Origin of the sequence: Cellulomonas xylanilytica, assembly GCF_007989805.1 — a bacterium.
Lineage (GTDB): Bacteria > Actinomycetota > Actinomycetes > Actinomycetales > Cellulomonadaceae > Cellulomonas > Cellulomonas xylanilytica.
Map to the genome: position 1 here is coordinate 27,687 of NZ_BJUB01000003.1, position 14,308 is coordinate 41,994.

At 75.0% G+C, this 14,308-nt stretch carries 15 protein-coding genes; 4 read left to right on the top strand and 11 right to left on the bottom strand.

Annotation, left to right across the window (positions count from 1 at the left end; genetic code table 11):
* Positions 1–224: 224 nt before the first annotated feature.
* Positions 225–593: a DUF1844 domain-containing protein gene (locus CXY01_RS05565; RefSeq protein WP_146926124.1), complete on the top strand. Its 369-nt coding sequence runs from the start codon at positions 225–227 to the stop codon at positions 591–593.
* Here the strand turns inward: CXY01_RS05565 and CXY01_RS05570 are convergent.
* Positions 574–1,860 (bottom strand): MFS transporter, encoded by a 1,287-nt coding sequence (locus tag CXY01_RS05570; RefSeq protein ID WP_146926125.1) that lies wholly within the window; start codon positions 1,858–1,860, stop codon positions 574–576. The two genes, CXY01_RS05565 and CXY01_RS05570, sit on opposite strands and share 20 nt — an antisense overlap.
* A gap of 117 nt (positions 1,861–1,977) precedes the next feature.
* Here CXY01_RS05570 and CXY01_RS05575 point away from each other — a divergent pair, with 117 nt between their 5' ends.
* The 3 genes from CXY01_RS05575 to CXY01_RS05585 are packed head-to-tail and all read left to right on the top strand — an operon-like array spanning position 1,978 to position 3,819.
* Entirely contained in the window at positions 1,978–2,664 is a 687-nt protein-coding gene (locus CXY01_RS05575; protein WP_246125076.1) for a hypothetical protein, read from the top strand.
* Positions 2,661–3,395: a trypsin-like peptidase domain-containing protein gene (locus CXY01_RS05580; RefSeq protein ID WP_146926126.1), complete on the top strand. Its 735-nt coding sequence runs from the start codon at positions 2,661–2,663 to the stop codon at positions 3,393–3,395. Before CXY01_RS05575 ends, CXY01_RS05580 begins: the two co-directional genes overlap by 4 nt.
* A 19-nt stretch (positions 3,396–3,414) precedes the next feature.
* Complete coding sequence (locus CXY01_RS05585; protein WP_146926127.1) at positions 3,415–3,819, top strand: spore germination protein GerW family protein; 405 nt, start codon at positions 3,415–3,417, stop codon at positions 3,817–3,819.
* Here the strand turns inward: CXY01_RS05585 and CXY01_RS05590 are convergent.
* The 10 genes from CXY01_RS05590 to hisD form a co-directional block, all read right to left on the bottom strand.
* Positions 3,816–4,556: an SseB family protein gene (locus tag CXY01_RS05590; RefSeq protein WP_146926128.1), complete on the bottom strand. Its 741-nt coding sequence runs from the start codon at positions 4,554–4,556 to the stop codon at positions 3,816–3,818. The genes CXY01_RS05585 and CXY01_RS05590 overlap by 4 nt on opposite strands.
* A complete protein-coding gene (gene priA / locus CXY01_RS05595; protein WP_146926129.1) occupies positions 4,553–5,293 on the bottom strand; it encodes a bifunctional 1-(5-phosphoribosyl)-5-((5-phosphoribosylamino)methylideneamino)imidazole-4-carboxamide isomerase/phosphoribosylanthranilate isomerase PriA in 741 nt (246 codons plus the stop codon). The genes CXY01_RS05590 and priA overlap by 4 nt, the downstream gene beginning before the upstream one ends.
* Positions 5,290–5,994, bottom strand: coding sequence for a type 1 glutamine amidotransferase family protein (locus CXY01_RS05600; RefSeq protein WP_246125078.1), 705 nt, complete (start codon positions 5,992–5,994; stop codon positions 5,290–5,292). The genes priA and CXY01_RS05600 overlap by 4 nt, the downstream gene beginning before the upstream one ends.
* Before the next feature lie 87 nt (positions 5,995–6,081).
* Positions 6,082–6,573: a hypothetical protein gene (locus tag CXY01_RS05605; RefSeq protein WP_146926130.1), complete on the bottom strand. Its 492-nt coding sequence runs from the start codon at positions 6,571–6,573 to the stop codon at positions 6,082–6,084.
* Complete coding sequence (gene hisB, locus CXY01_RS05610) at positions 6,573–7,184, bottom strand: imidazoleglycerol-phosphate dehydratase HisB (protein ID WP_146926131.1); 612 nt, start codon at positions 7,182–7,184, stop codon at positions 6,573–6,575. The genes CXY01_RS05605 and hisB overlap by 1 nt, the downstream gene beginning before the upstream one ends.
* Complete coding sequence (locus CXY01_RS05615; protein WP_146926132.1) at positions 7,181–8,296, bottom strand: histidinol-phosphate transaminase; 1,116 nt, start codon at positions 8,294–8,296, stop codon at positions 7,181–7,183. The genes hisB and CXY01_RS05615 overlap by 4 nt, the downstream gene beginning before the upstream one ends.
* Before the next feature lie 10 nt (positions 8,297–8,306).
* Entirely contained in the window at positions 8,307–9,302 is a 996-nt protein-coding gene (locus CXY01_RS05620; RefSeq protein ID WP_281285294.1) for an NAD-dependent epimerase/dehydratase family protein, read from the bottom strand.
* The gene (locus tag CXY01_RS05625) at positions 9,299–11,851 is read right to left on the bottom strand and encodes an alpha/beta fold hydrolase (RefSeq protein ID WP_246125080.1); all 2,553 of its coding nucleotides are present in this window, start codon (positions 11,849–11,851) and stop codon (positions 9,299–9,301) included. Before CXY01_RS05625 ends, CXY01_RS05620 begins: the two co-directional genes overlap by 4 nt.
* Complete coding sequence (locus tag CXY01_RS05630) at positions 11,848–12,870, bottom strand: 3-oxoacyl-ACP synthase III (RefSeq protein WP_146926134.1); 1,023 nt, start codon at positions 12,868–12,870, stop codon at positions 11,848–11,850. Before CXY01_RS05630 ends, CXY01_RS05625 begins: the two co-directional genes overlap by 4 nt.
* Before the next feature lie 79 nt (positions 12,871–12,949).
* Entirely contained in the window at positions 12,950–14,272 is a 1,323-nt protein-coding gene (hisD, locus tag CXY01_RS05635) for a histidinol dehydrogenase (RefSeq protein WP_146926135.1), read from the bottom strand.
* Positions 14,273–14,308 lie beyond the last annotated feature (36 nt).

Genomic DNA, 14,308 nt, shown 5'->3' on the forward strand with positions numbered 1-14,308 from the left:
TGTCGACGATGCACGTCCAGCGCATCGCACGGTCGAGGCCCAGGTGGGAGGGACTCCACTTGTGAGCCTGGGCCGCGTGCGTCGAGTCTCTCGCGAGATCGGCTCAGCACCACCCAGGTCAGTCGACTGCCAAGGTTACCAGAGGACGACCGAACACCCGAATCCACGTCGGGTGCGCGGCGACGGCCGCCGGTGGATGCCGGCGCCGGTGAGAGGATCACCGCATGAGCGAGACCAGCCCGGGCACCGACCCCACCACGACCGCCACCCGCGACATCGCGGACGTCGCCGCCGTCGAGGTCATCACGACCGCCGCCGTCCACCTCATGAGCGCGGCGGCGGTGAAGTGCGGGCTCGCGGAGGACGGCCCGACGGGTGCCGGCGCCGACTTCCTCGACCTCGACGAGGCCCGCAAGCTCATCACGGCCCTCGCCGCGCTGGTCACGGCCTCGGCGCCCGACATCGGCAACCAGCACGCACGGTCGCTGCGCGACGGGTTGCGTTCGCTCCAGCTGGCGTTCCGCGAGGCCTCGCCTTTCCCCGACGCGCCCGGCGACGGGCCGGGCGAGAAGTTCACCGGCCCGGTCGTCTGACCCCGACGCGTCGCGTCGACGCGGTCCCGCGTCGACGGACGGCACGCACCGTCGGCACGTGCCGCGGTGCGGGACGGTCCACGACCTCGGCGACGGCCCGGCCGCGCCGCCCACGGCTCAGCGCGAGCACGACCAGGCCGCCGACCGCGAGCCCACCTCCGACCACGGCGGCGGTGAGGAAGCCCGCACCAGGGCTCACGCGGTCGATCACGGCACCGCACAACGGGGCGCCGAGCGCGTTGCCGACCGTCGACATCGTGCCGCTCCACCCCATGACCTCGCCCCGCCGGTGCTCGGACACCAGCCGCACGAGGCTCGCGTTGATCGAGGAGAGCGCCGGCGCGCACGGCAGCCCGGCGACGACGACCGCGACCGCCAGCCACACCGGACCCGTGGCGAACGCGGCGGGGACGGTGGCCAGCGCCAGGAGGGCGACGAGCAGCAGCGGCGACGGGTTGCGGTGGCCGGCGCCGTGGACCAGCCCGCCGACGACCGAGCCGCCCGCCCACAGCGCGATCATCCAGCCGACGTCGGCCGACCGGCCGGAGTCGTTCAGCGTCGCGACCAGGGCCACGTCGGTCCCGACCAGCACGAACGACGCCGCCACCCCCGCCAGGAGCAGGACGACGAGGGCGGGACTGACCAGCCGCTGCTTCGGGAGCGTCGCGACGGGCTCGGACGGACGCGCGCTGCGGGTCGGCGGGTTCGCCCACATGAGCAGCACCCCGCCGCCGACCGTCAGTGCCCCGACGACCGTGAGCGCGACCGAGGTGGATGCCTGCGTGGCCAGCAGCACGCCGACCACCGGCGAGAGCATGAACGTCAGCTCGACGGCCACCGAGTCCAGCGAGAACGCCGCCTTCTGGTGCGCGATCGGGACCAGGACGGACAGCGACTGCCGGCTGACGGAGAAGACCGGGACGAGGAACAGCCCGGCGACCGCGGCAGCCACGATGAGCAGCTCGTACGACAGGTGCGGCGCGAGCAGCCACACGGCCGACTCCACGACGACCGACGGCGCGAGCGCACGCCGCAGGCCGAGCCTGTCGACCAGCCGACCTCGCCAGGGTGCGCCGATCGCCATGCCGACGGTCGCGGCCCCGACCACGAGACCCGCCTGGCCGTAGCCGCGGTCGAGCGTCGAGACCACGTGCAGGGTCAGGACGACGCCCACCATCGCCGCGGGGATGCGGGCGAGGAAGGAGACGACGAAGAGCCGCGCGACGCCGGGCAGGCGCAGCACGGCTCCGTAGGTCGTCGAGAGCATCCGACGATTGTCCGTGCTGGGGCCTGGCGTCCTCGCCCTGATATCTGCCCCGCAGTCGGGCTCGGCCGACGAGGCACGCCCGAGGAGGTGCGCGGACGTGCCTCGTATCCTGGGCAGATGCAGCCCGACGAGCCGCAGCCTCGTGACCCGATGCCTCCCCGCGCGGACCCCCCGGTGACGGAGATCACCCGCGTGAGCCCGGCCACACCGTCCGGTTCGTCGTGGTATCCGGGGGCGTCCGTCCCACCGGTGTCGGTCCCGGCGGAGCCGCCGGGCGTCACCCGACGGCGCCGTCCCGGCGCGGCGACCGTCGTGCTCGCCTCCCTTCTCGTCGTCACCCTCGTCGGCGCGGGCCTCGTCCTCGCCCGCATGCTCACGACGAACGAGGCCTGGCAGGACTCCGCCCAGCAGTGGGAGAGCCTCGCCCGCTCGACGGGAGACCAGCTCGCGACCGCGCAGGCCGACCTCGCCGCGACGCAGGCCGAGCTCGACGCCACGACGACGCAGCTCGCCACGGCCCAGGAACGGATCACGCAGCTGGCGGACGAGAAGGCCCAGCTCGGGGACACCAGCGCGTCCCAGCAGCAGCTGGCCGACTACCAGTCACGCGTGTCCCAGGCCGCCGGCCAGGTGGCGACGGCGCTGGCCAGCTGCGTGGACGGTCAGCAGCGGCTCATCGGCTACCTGCAGAACTCCGACCAGTACGACGCGGCCGACCTCGAGCGGTTCACGACCGACGTGCAGACGGTGTGCGCCCGGGCGACCGACGCCAACGCCGCCCTGCAGAGCGAGCTCGAGCGATGAGGACCCGCACCGGGCGGGCGGTCCTCGTCGCCACGCTCCTGCTCCTCACCGGCGGCTGCAGCATGCTCCCCGGGATGCCGGCACCGGTGCCGACCGACGTCGTGCCCACCGACCTGCCGCAGCAGACCCCCACCTCGAGCGGCAACCTCTCCCCCGACGGCTTCGACGCGGCCCAGCGGATGGCGGTGCGGATCCGGAACATCGGCTGCGGCACGCTGTCGACCGGCTCCGGGTTCGCGCTCGACGACCACACCCTGGTGACCAACCGGCACGTCGTCAGCGACTCCTCGACGCTCCAGCTGAGCACCTACGACGGTCGCGACATCACGGCGGCAGCCGCGAGCACGGCGGCCCTGGCGGACCTCGCTGTCGTCCGCACCGACGACGCGCTGCCGGCCGCGCCCGAGCTCGCCGAGGCCGACCCGGCCCTCGGCGACCTGGTCACCGTCGTCGGGTACCCGCTCGGGCGCGCGCTCACCGTGACCACCGGGCACGTCCTGGCGAGCCAGACCGACCCGCTCAACGCGAACCTGGGTGCCGTGCTCGTCACCGACGCACCCGTCGAGCACGGCAGCTCCGGGTCGGCGGTGCTCGACAGCGAGGGGCGCGTGGTCGGCGTCGTGTACGCGAAGGACCTGAACGGGCACAGCTTTGTGGTGCCCGTGAGCACGCTGCGGTCCATGCTGGACGACGAGGCGTCGTTCACGCCCACCGCGCCGTGCTCCGGCTGACCGATCCCGGGAGGATCCCATGGCTGTTCCGCACTTCGACCCCGCCACCCTGACGCACGCCGCGAACGACACGTTCACCGTGCGCCGGGTCTTCGGGGAGGCGTACGAGCGCGACGGGACCCTGGTCATCCCGGTCGCACGGCTGTGGGGCGGGACCGGCTCCGGGTCGGGCGGCGGCGAGGCCGGGGCGCCGTCCGGTGGCGAGGGCGGCGACGCCGACCGGACCGGCGCGACGGAGGGCCACGGCGGCGGCGGTGGCTACGGCGTGCACGTCAAGGCGGTCGGCGTGTTCGTCGTCGACGAGACCGGTGCGCACTGGCAGCCGGCGCTGGACCTCAACCGGGTCATCCTCGGCGGTCAGCTGGTGCTGGCCGCGGTCCTCAGCACGTTCGCGCTCGCGTGGGCGGTCAAGAGGCGCGGCTAGCGGGCGGGGTCCGACGGACGCAGCCGGAGCTCGAGGGAGTCGACGCGCACCGCGACGAGCTCCGAGTCGGCCAGCGCAGCGTTGACCTGGGCGAGCACCGCGTCCAGCGCGGTCCGGTCCAGGCCGGCGACCAGCCCGACGACGACCGCCACCTCCGCGCGCGTCCCCGGCACGGCGGCGGCCGTCACCACGCCCGCCACCGGGGTCACGGCCGCGACGATCGCGTCGCGCACCTCGGGGTCGACGCCCTGGGCGGTGACCGCGGCACGCCACGGCACCTGCTGCGCGAGCGCCCACACGGCCGGTCGCGGGACGAGCACGGTGGTGGGGCCGCCGGGGTCGACGACGAGCACCGCCCAGCCCTCGGTCACCGCGGACAGCGCGGCGCGCGCGACGTCCGACGGCACCGGCCGGGCGTCCGTCCGCCACGCGGCCATCGTCGCGACCGACGTGAACACCGGCAGCGCGGTCCTGCCGTCGGGTGCGCGCAGTGCGACGATGCCTGCGGACGCCTCCTTGTCCACGGTGTGCTCGTGGCCGCCGTGCACCACGACGTCCTCGACCTCGAGCTCCGCGAGGACCGGGACGAGCACCCGGGTGCCGGCCAGGGCGTCGACCAGCCCGCGCACGGTTCCCGAGCCGTCCTCGATCGCGGCGAGCGCGGCAGCGACCGCCGGGGCCGCGGTGCCGTCGTCGCCCGCGAACGGGGACGACGGCGGGAGCTCACGTCCCGTCACGGGCGTCCGGCGACGTCCAGCGCCTCGGGCAGGGTGAACGCGCCCGCGTAGAGCGCCTTGCCGACGATCGCGCCCTCGACGCCGAGCGGCACGAGGGTCCGCAGCACGCGCAGGTCCTCCAGGCTGGACACGCCGCCGGACGCGATGACCGGGGCGTCCGTGCGCGCGCACATCTGCTGGAGCAGCTCGACGTTCGGGCCGTTGAGCATCCCGTCCTTGTTGACGTCGGTGACCACGTAGCGGGAGCACCCGGCGTCCTCCAGGCGCGCGAGCACCTCCCAGAGGTCACCGCCGTCCTTCGTCCAGCCCCGGGCGGCGAGCGTCGTGCCCCGCACGTCCAGACCCACCGCGATCTGCTGACCGAACGACCCGATCACGCGCGCCGTCCACTCCGGGTTCTCCAGCGCGGCCGTGCCGAGGTTGATCCGGGTCGCCCCCGTGCCGAGCGCCCGCTCGACCGACGCGTCGTCGCGGATCCCGCCCGACAGCTCGACCTTCACGCCCTTGCCGACGAGCTCGGCGGTCACCTCGGCGAGCAGGTCGGCGTTGGACCCGCGGCCGAACGCGGCGTCGAGGTCGACGAGGTGGATCCACTCCGCGCCGCCCGTGAACCAGTCGAGCGCGGCCGACAGCGGGTCGCCGTAGCCCGTCTCGGTGCCGGCAGCCCCCTGGGTCAGGCGGACGGCCTGACCGTCGGCGACGTCGACGGCGGGCAGCAGCTCGAGGCGGTCGGTCATGCGGTGGCTCCAGGGGTGTCGGGGGTGTCAGGGGGGCTGTCGTCGGGGGTGGAGAGGGCGACTGCGGGCAGGGACGAGACCCAGCGGGCCAGCAGCTCGGCGCCGGCCGGGCCGGACGACTCGGGACGGACCTGGAGCCCGACCAGCGGGCCGTTCTCGATGGCGGCGACGTAGCGCACGTCACCGGCCGTCCAGGTGACGACCGGGACGACGAGGCGGGTCTCCGCGGGCCAGTCGTCCAGGAGCGGGAAGGTGCGGGCCGCGTGCGCGTGGACGACGTCGAACCGGGAGCCGCCGAGACCGGCGAACAGGGCGGAGCCGTCGTGGACGTCGACGGTCGCCGCACCGGGAGGTGAGCCGAGCGCGTCGACGACGCCCGCCCACTCCCCCAGTCCCTCCGTGACGGTGCCGTCCTGGACGACCTCGGCGAACATCAGGTGCATCCCGACGCCGATCGCGAGCACCGCGCGGCCCCCGGCGAGGCGGCGGTCGACGACCTGGTCGGCGCCGATCGCCCGCAGCGCGGGCATGACGTCCGCCGCCGGGGCGCGGCCGGCGATCACCAGACCGTCGGCGAGGAGGGCGGTCCGCTTGTCGGCGGTGACGACCACCCGCGCGCCGGCGCTCGTGAGCGCCTCCGCCAGCGCGGTGTGGTCGTCGGCGCCGTGGTCGAGCACGACGACGAGAGGCTGAGCAGGCACCGGCCAACGGTACCCGTGGCCGCGGGGCTGACCGGAACGGGCGCCGGTCCGCGAGACGACCGTGGGCTCACAAGAGCTCGCGGGCGGCTACTTGCGCTTGGCCGAGCTCGCGATGGTGCGCATCGCCTGCCAGCGGGACATGCCGACGCTCGTCACGACACCCTCGACGTCGCTCGCCTGCACCGACCCGAGGAGCAGGTCCTCGAGGACGGGCGGTGCGTCGGACAGCACCAGCCCGGCGGGCAGGTCGCCGTCGCGGTCCCCGGCCACCCAGCGCGACGCGGAGATCTGCCCCTCACGCCGCTCCAGGAGGATCACCGGGACGGTGCGCAGCAGCTTCGAGATCGCGGCCGCGCCGTCCGCCGCAGCCCGCGGGTCACGCAGGGCCGCGATCGCACCGATCGGCGTCGGGACGACGTCGACCTCCACCTTCGCGATGGCGCAGGCCGCCGCGAGGGGCGCGGGCGCGGCGACCTGCGTGACCACCAGGACCACCGACGGGTCCTCCGCCGGGCCGTCCAGCAGCGACGACAGGTCGTCGGGGACCTCGAAGTCGTCGGGCAGGTTCTCGTCGGCCATCACAGCGCGCCCTTCGTCGACGGGATGCCCTCCACCCGCGGGTCGAGCGCGACGGCGAACCGCAGCGCCCGGGCGAGGGCCTTGAACTGCGCCTCGACGATGTGGTGCGGGTCCCGGCCGGCGAGCACCCGCACGTGGATGCTGAACGCCGCGTGGTGCGCGATGGACTCGAGCACGTGCCGGGTGAGCGAGCCCGTGAAGTGCCCGCCGATCAGGTGGTACTCCTGCCCGGGAGGCTCTCCGGTGTGCACCAGGTACGGACGGCCGGACACGTCGACGACCGCCTGGGCGAGCGCCTCGTCGAGCGGCACCGTGGCGTCGCCGAACCGCGAGATCCCCCGCTTGTCGCCCAGCGCCTGCCGCAGCGCCTCACCGATCGTGATCGCGACGTCCTCGACGGTGTGGTGCGCGTCGATGTGGGTGTCCCCGGTGGCCTTGACCGTGAGGTCGATCAGCGAGTGCTTGCCCAGGGCCGTGAGCATGTGGTCGTAGAACGGCACCGTCGTCGAGATGTCCGTGCGACCGGTGCCGTCGAGGTCGAGCTCGACCAGCACGCTCGACTCGCTCGTCGCACGCTCGATGCGCGCGGTACGCCCCTTCGCTGCACTCACAGTCCCGCCACCTCGCTCAGGGCGTCCTTGAACGCCGTCATGTCCTGCGGCGTGCCCACCGACACCCGCAGCCACCCGTCCGGTCCGACCTCGCGGATCAGCACGCCACGGTCGAGCAGACCCTGCCAGATCGCGTGGCGGTCGTCGAACAGGCCGAACAGCACGAAGTTCGCGTCGGACTCGGCGACGGTCAGGCCGCGCTCCCGCAGCCAGACCACGAGCGCGTCACGCTCGTCACGCAGCGAGCCGATCTGAGCCATGAGCGCGGGCGCGTGCCGGAGCGCTGCGCGCGCGACCGCCTGCGTGACGCCCGACAGGTGATAGGGCAGCCGGACCACGCGGAGGGCGTCGACCAGCGCGGGCGACGCGGCGAGGAAGCCGACGCGCGCCCCGGCCAGGCCGAAGGCCTTGGACATGGTCCGGCTCACCGCGAGGTGCGGGTGGTCGGCAAGCAGCTCGAGGGCGGACGGGACACCCGTCCGCCGGAACTCGCCGTAGGCCTCGTCGACGACGACCACGCAGCCGCCCGGCACCTGCGCCGCGGCGTCGAGGACCGCGAGCACCGTCGCGGCGGGCAGGGCCGTCCCCGTGGGGTTGTTCGGGCTGGCCAGCAGCACGACCGACGGCGCGTGCTCGGCGATCGACGCGCGGGCGACGTCGGGGTCGAGGGTGAAGTCCGCCTCGCGCCGGCCGGTGACCCACCCCGTGAACGTGTCGCGGGCGTACTCGGGGTACATCGAGTAGGTGGGCGCGAAGGAGAGCACGGTGCGACCCGGGCCACCGAACGCCTGCAGGACGTGCAGCATGATCTCGTTCGAGCCGTTGGCTGCCCACAGCTGCTCGGGAGCCAGCTCGACGCCGGACTCCACCCGCAGGTAGCCGGCCAGGTCGGCGCGGAGGTCCTCGAAGTCGCGGTCGGGGTAGCGGTTCAGGCTCGACGCGGCCGTCGCGACCGCCGCTGCGATGTCGGCGACGACGTCCGGGGCCGGCGCGTACGGGTTCTCGTTGACGTTGAGCAGGTGCGGCACGTCCAGCTGAGGGGCGCCGTAGGGCTCGAGCCCGGCCAGGTCCGGGCGCAGCGGCAGCGCGCCGCGGGCGAGGTCAGAGGTCACCCGGCAGAGTCTAAGGAGCCACGGCGGGAGCCTGTCGCGCCGTCCACCCCGCCAGCCGCTCCAGTCCCTCGTCCAGACCGACCAGGGGCGTCCAGCCGAGCGCGTCGCGCGTCCGACGCTGGTCGAACCAGTGCGCGGTGGAGAGCTGCTCGGCGACGAAGCGGGTCAGCGGCGGCTCGCCGGCCAGGGGGAACGTGCGCCACGCGACGTCGAGGACCGACCCCGCGGCCCGTGCCAGGCCGGCGGGGACGTGCCGCCGCGGGACCGGCACGCCGCTCGCCGCGCAGATGCCCGCGAGGAGCTCGACGACCGGACGGGGCTCCCCGTTGGTGACGACGTACGGCGAGCCGTAGGCGGCCACGTCGGCGTCCAGGGCCGCCACCAGGGCGTCCACCGCGTTGTCGACGTAGGTCGTGTCGATGAGCGCGGCACCGTCGCCGAGCACCGGCAGGCGGCCCGACCGGGCCCGGTCCACGATCCGACCGACCAGCTGGGTGTCGCCCGGCCCCCACACGATGTGCGGTCGGACGGCGATGACACGCAGACCGGCCGGGTCGTCCGCCGCGAGCGCCAGGAGCTCGGCGGTGGCCTTGGTCCGCGCGTAGCTGCCGCGCGCGTGCCCGGGGTCGGCCGGGCCGGCGCCCGCACCCGTCAACGACCGGCCGTGGTGCGCGACCGACGGCGTCGAGACGTGCACGAAGCGCGCCACGCCCGCGGCCCGTGCCTCGTCGAGGAGCAGCCGGGTCCCGCCGACGTTGACCTCCTCGAACTGGGCGAGCGGTCCCGTGATCGTGACCTTGGCCGCCAGGTGCACGACCGCGTCGCGGTCACGCAGCGCGGACCGCACGCACCCGGCGTCGGTGATCGAGCCGCCGATGTCGTGCGCACCGGCGACCCGCGACGCGCTGCGCTGCAGCGTGCGGACGTCGTGGCCGTCCGCGACGAGCCGTGCGGCGACCGCCCGCCCGAGCATGCCGCTCGCCCCCGTGACCAGCAGGCGGCTCACAGCCGCGCCCGCTCCCCCGCCAGGACGCGCTCGGCCCACGCCGCCACCCGGGTGCGGTCGATCTTCGAGCTGTGCCGGACGTCCGTCGGCAGCTGCTCCACGACCAGCACCGCGGCGACGGCGGTGCCGTCGAGCGCCGCGCGGACCGCGGCGGCCAGGACGGGGTCCGCGACGACCGGGCCGTGGGACCAGACCTCCGGCTGGACGACCACGACGACCTGCTGCGCGCCGCGCGGCCCCACCCCGACCACGGCGGCGGACACGACCTGGTCGACCGTCTGCGCCCGCTGCTCCAGCCCGACGGGGGTCCGGACGCCGTCGGCCGTCACCAGCACGTGCGCGAGCCGGCCCTCGATCCAGAGCCGGCCGTCCGGGTCCAGGTGACCCACGTCGCCCGTGCGGTGCCAGCCCGCGTCCCGGGCGGACGCCTGCTGGGTGACCCAGAGGGCGTCGTACCGGTCCTTGACGTGGGCGGCCGCGACGAGCACCTCCCCGGTGACACCGGCCTGGTGGTCGGGCGCGCCTGTCGGCTCGCCGCCCGCGTCGAGCGCGCTGAGCGCGACCCGGACGCCCGCGACCGGTCGCCCGACGCACACGCCGTCCCCGGCGCCGAGGTCGCGCAGCTCGTCGAGCGACATGTCGGCGACGACGAGCGCCTCCGTCATGCCGTACGGCGTGTGCGCGTGCGCCGACGGCATCAGGGTCGCGGCGGCCTCGAGCAGGTCCAGACCGACGGGCGCACCGGCGGACAGGAACAGCCGGACGTCCGCGAGCGCGGCGAGCTCCGACCCGTCGGCGGTGCGGACCACCGAGCGCAGCGCCGCGGGTGACGCGAAGACGACCGCGGCGTCGATCGCGCGGACGGCCTCGGCCAGCGCCCGGGCCGTGAGCGTGCCGGGCGACGTGACGTCCATGTCCGGGCTGGCGCTCGTCGCGCCCAGCGCGGGACCGAGCAGCACGAACGGCGCGAAGGCCGCGACGAGCGGGCTGTCCGGGCCGATGCCGTAGGTACGGGCGACGACGTCGCGCATCGCGGCGAGCCGACGGTGCGTGTAGACGACGCCCTTGGCGGGACCGGTCGACCCCGAGGTGAACAGGACCGCCGCGTCCGCGTCGGGGTTGGGCCACGCGAGCTCTTCGGTGGAGCTTCGGCCGAGGGCGGCGAGGTCGTCCAGGGACGCGCTGACCCCCAGCGACCGGGCCACCCCGGCGCGCAGGGGTCCGGCGCTGACCAGGGTCGGGGCCCAGCGCAACCATCGCGCGGCCACCAGGGCCCTCTCGATGCCGATGACGACGGTCGGGTCCGCGGCGCGGACCGCGCGGGTCAGCCCTTGGACCCCGAGCCCGGCGTCAGCGACGACGACCACCGCCCCGAGCCGCAGGCACGCGTAGAGCACGGCCGTCAGGTCCGCCCCCGGCGGCACGAGGAGGGCGACCCGATCGCCCGGTCGCACGCCGCTCGCCGCGAGCCCGCGGGCCAGCTGCTCCGTCCGGGCCGCGAGCGCCGCCCACGTCACCCGGCGCGACCGGGGGCCGGCCAGCTCGATCAGGGCGGTGCCGTCGTCGCCGGCCCGCTCCTCGAGGGTGGCCCCGAGTGCTCGGTAGGGCTCGTCGGACGCCGTCGGTGCGTCAGGGGCGTCGCGCGTGTCCAGCCAGCGCAGGACCGCGCCGGCGACGTCCGCGTCCTCGACCACCAGGTGGCCGGCGCCCTCGAAGCGGTGCACGTCCGCGTGCGGCAGGCGTTCGCGCAGGTCCCGCAGGTACCGGGCGGAGAACACCGGGTCGCGCGGACCCCACAGCAGGAGGACCGGGACGTCGAGGTCCGGGATGCCCGCGGCGATCCGGTCGAGCTCCGGGCGGCTCGGGTGGTCGGCGGCGGCGGGGATGTCGGCGACGAACCCGCCGATGCCGGAGCGCCGCTCGGCGGTCCGGTAGGGCGCGCGGAAGCCGTCGGCGACCGCGGGCTCCAGCCGCGGGTGGGCGAGCGCGAGCGTGGTCTCCAGGAACGCCGGGGTGGTGACCGTGCCCACCGGCAGGACGCCGCGTGCCGTCGCGACGCGCAGCGGGGCCGGCAGCGTGTCGGCGGGCTCGTGGTGCACGGCCGTGTTGGTGAGCACGACACCGGCCAGCAGGTCGGGGTGGTCGAGCGCCCAGCCGAGGCTGACCAGACCGCCCCAGTCGTGCCCGACCGTCACGACGGGTCCGGCGAGCCCCAGGTGGTCGGTCAGTGCGCCGAGGTCGGCGACCCGGCCGGCCAGGCGGTGCTGCTCGCCGGTCCGCTCCGAGTAGCCCATCTCGAGCTGGTCGACGGCGACGACGCGCCAGGGGCGCTCCGCCCGCGCACCGGCGGCGAGCAGGCGGCGCCACAGGAACGACCACGTCGGGTTGCCGTGCACGCACAGCAGGGTGCCGACGGGTTCGGCGTCCAGCGTCGGGCCGTTGTCGAGCAGGTGCCACGACCGCGGTCCCACCTCGAGGGTCCGGGACCAGCGCGGGTCGATCCCCCCGGCTGCCAGGACGTCCGCGGGTGGTCTCGACGCCCCCGTCACCAGACGATCTCGGCCATCGCGGTGTGCAGGCCGGAGCCGACGCCCATGCACAGCACCCGGTCCCCCGTGCGCAGCGAGTCCGCCTGGGCCGCCAGCGTCATCGGCAGCGCGGCCGGACCGACGTTGCCCCAGCGCGGGAACGTCGTCGGCACCTTGTCGACGTCCAGGCCCAGCGCGTCGACGATCGAGCCGGTGTGCACGGAGGAGACCTGGTGCGTGACGATGCGGTCGACGCCCGCCCAGTCCCACTCCGGCTGCGCCTCGTTCCAGGCGTCCACCACGAGCTCGAGCCCGCCGGCCAGGAGCCCGGCCGGATCCGTCTTCATGCCCTCGACGCCACCGACGCACAGCTCGTGGTGCTGCGTCGCGGAGCGGGCGACGCCGCCGACGAGCCGGTGCGCTCCGGGGTGCAGGTGCGCCGGACCGAGGACGGCTGCTGCGGCGCCCGCGCCGAGCGTGAGCGTCGCGAACTCCTCGAGGAACTGCTCGCGGGTGGTCCCCGGCGCGGTGAGCCGGTCCAGCGTGGCCTCCTGCGTCGGGCGCGGGTCCTCGCCGTTGACGATGACCGCGTACCGGACCTGCCCCGAGTCGATCAGCTGCGCCGCGAGCGTCATGCCGTTGACGAAGCCGAGGCACGCGTTGGTCAGGTCGAAGCCGAGCGCGCTCGACGGCAGGGACAGGCCGGAGTGGATGCGGGAGGCGACCGACGGCTCGAGGAACGTCCGGGTGACGGACGTGTTGATGAGCAGACCGACGTCGCCCGCGTCGATGCCCGCCTCGGCCAGCGCCTTCGCACCGGCCGCGGTGGCGGCGTCGTCGAACGTCATCTCCTCGTCCCACCAGCGACGCTCGTGCACGCCGGCCACGCGGGAGAGCAGGCCGCGCGGGAGGCGGAGCCGCTGCAGGGTCGGTGCGAGGCGCTCGTCGAAGACCGTCGAGGGCACCACGACGGGTGCCTCGATGCCGACGACGGCCAGGAGCGCGACGTCACGATGGCGGAACGTCGCGTTGCCTGTCACAGGCTGTCCTCTCGACGATGGGCGGTGGTCGCGGGTGCGAGGTCGGGGCGTACGGCCACCGGCGCGCGGGTGGAGTACCTCAGAATCTGGCCCGCACCGCCTCGCCGTGCGCGGGGAGTCCTTCGGCGTCGGCGAGCGCGACGATCTTGTCCGCGACGTCCGAGAGCGCGTCGGCGTCGTACTCGATCACCTGGACGGCGCGCAGGAACGAGTGCACCCCGAGACCGCTCGCGAAGTGCGCGCAGCCCCCGGTCGGCAGGACGTGGTTGGACCCGGCCATGTAGTCGCCCAGCGAGACGGGCGAGTAGGCACCGACGAAGATCGCCCCGGCGCTGGTCACGCGCTCGGCGAGCGCCGCCGCTCCGACCGTCTGGATCTCCAGGTGCTCCGCGCCGTAGGCGTTCACCACGTCGAGGCCCTGCTCCAAGTCGTCGACGAGGACGATCGCTGACTGCTCGCCGCGCAACGCCGTCGAGACGCGCTCCCGGTGCATCGTGGCGTCCACGCGGTCGACGAGCTTGGCCTCGACCGCGCCCGCCAGCTCGACGGACGGCGTCACCAGCACGGCGGCGGCCAGCGGGTCGTGCTCGGCCTGGGAGACGAGGTCGGCGGCGACGTGCGTGGCGTCGGCGGTGCCGTCAGCCAGGATCGCGATCTCGGTCGGGCCCGCCTCGGCGTCGATGCCGACGATCCCCCGCACCAGCCGCTTGGCGGCGGCGACGTAGACGTTGCCGGGTCCGGTGACGACGTCGACCGGCTCGCAGAGGGTGTCGCCGTCGACGGCGTCCGAACCGGCGGCGCCGTAGGCGAACATCCCGACCGCCTGGGCCCCGCCGACGGCGTAGACCTCGTCGATCTCGAGCAGCGCGCACGTGGCCAGGACGACCGGGTCCGGCAGACCGCCCTGGTCCTTCTGCGGGGGCGACGCCACGGCCAGCGACCCGACACCGGCTGCCTGGGCGGCGACGACGTTCATCACCACGGACGAGGGGTACACGGCGAGCCCGCCCGGGACGTAGAGGCCGACGCGGCGCACGGGCAGCCAGCGCTGGCGCACCTGCGCACCGGGGGCGAGCTCGACGGTGAAGTCGGCCGGTCGCTGGGCGCCGTGCACCTGCCGGACGCGGCGGATGGTCTCCTCGAGCGCGGACCGGACGTCCGGGTCGAGCGCGCCGACCGCGGCGGTGATCACGTCCGCGGGGACGCGCAGGTGCTCCGGGCGCACGCCGTCGAAGCGCTCCGCGAGGTCGCGCAGCTCCGCTGCCCCGCGGGCACGGACGGCGGCCAGGATGGGTGCGACGATCTCGGCAGCGTGCTCGACGTCGACCTCGGCACGAGGAAGCTCGTCCAGGAGCTCGCGACGCGACAGGGCGCGACCGCGCAGGTCGATGCGGGTGATCACGTTCCCGAGCATAGGACGGACGCCAGCACGTGGCCT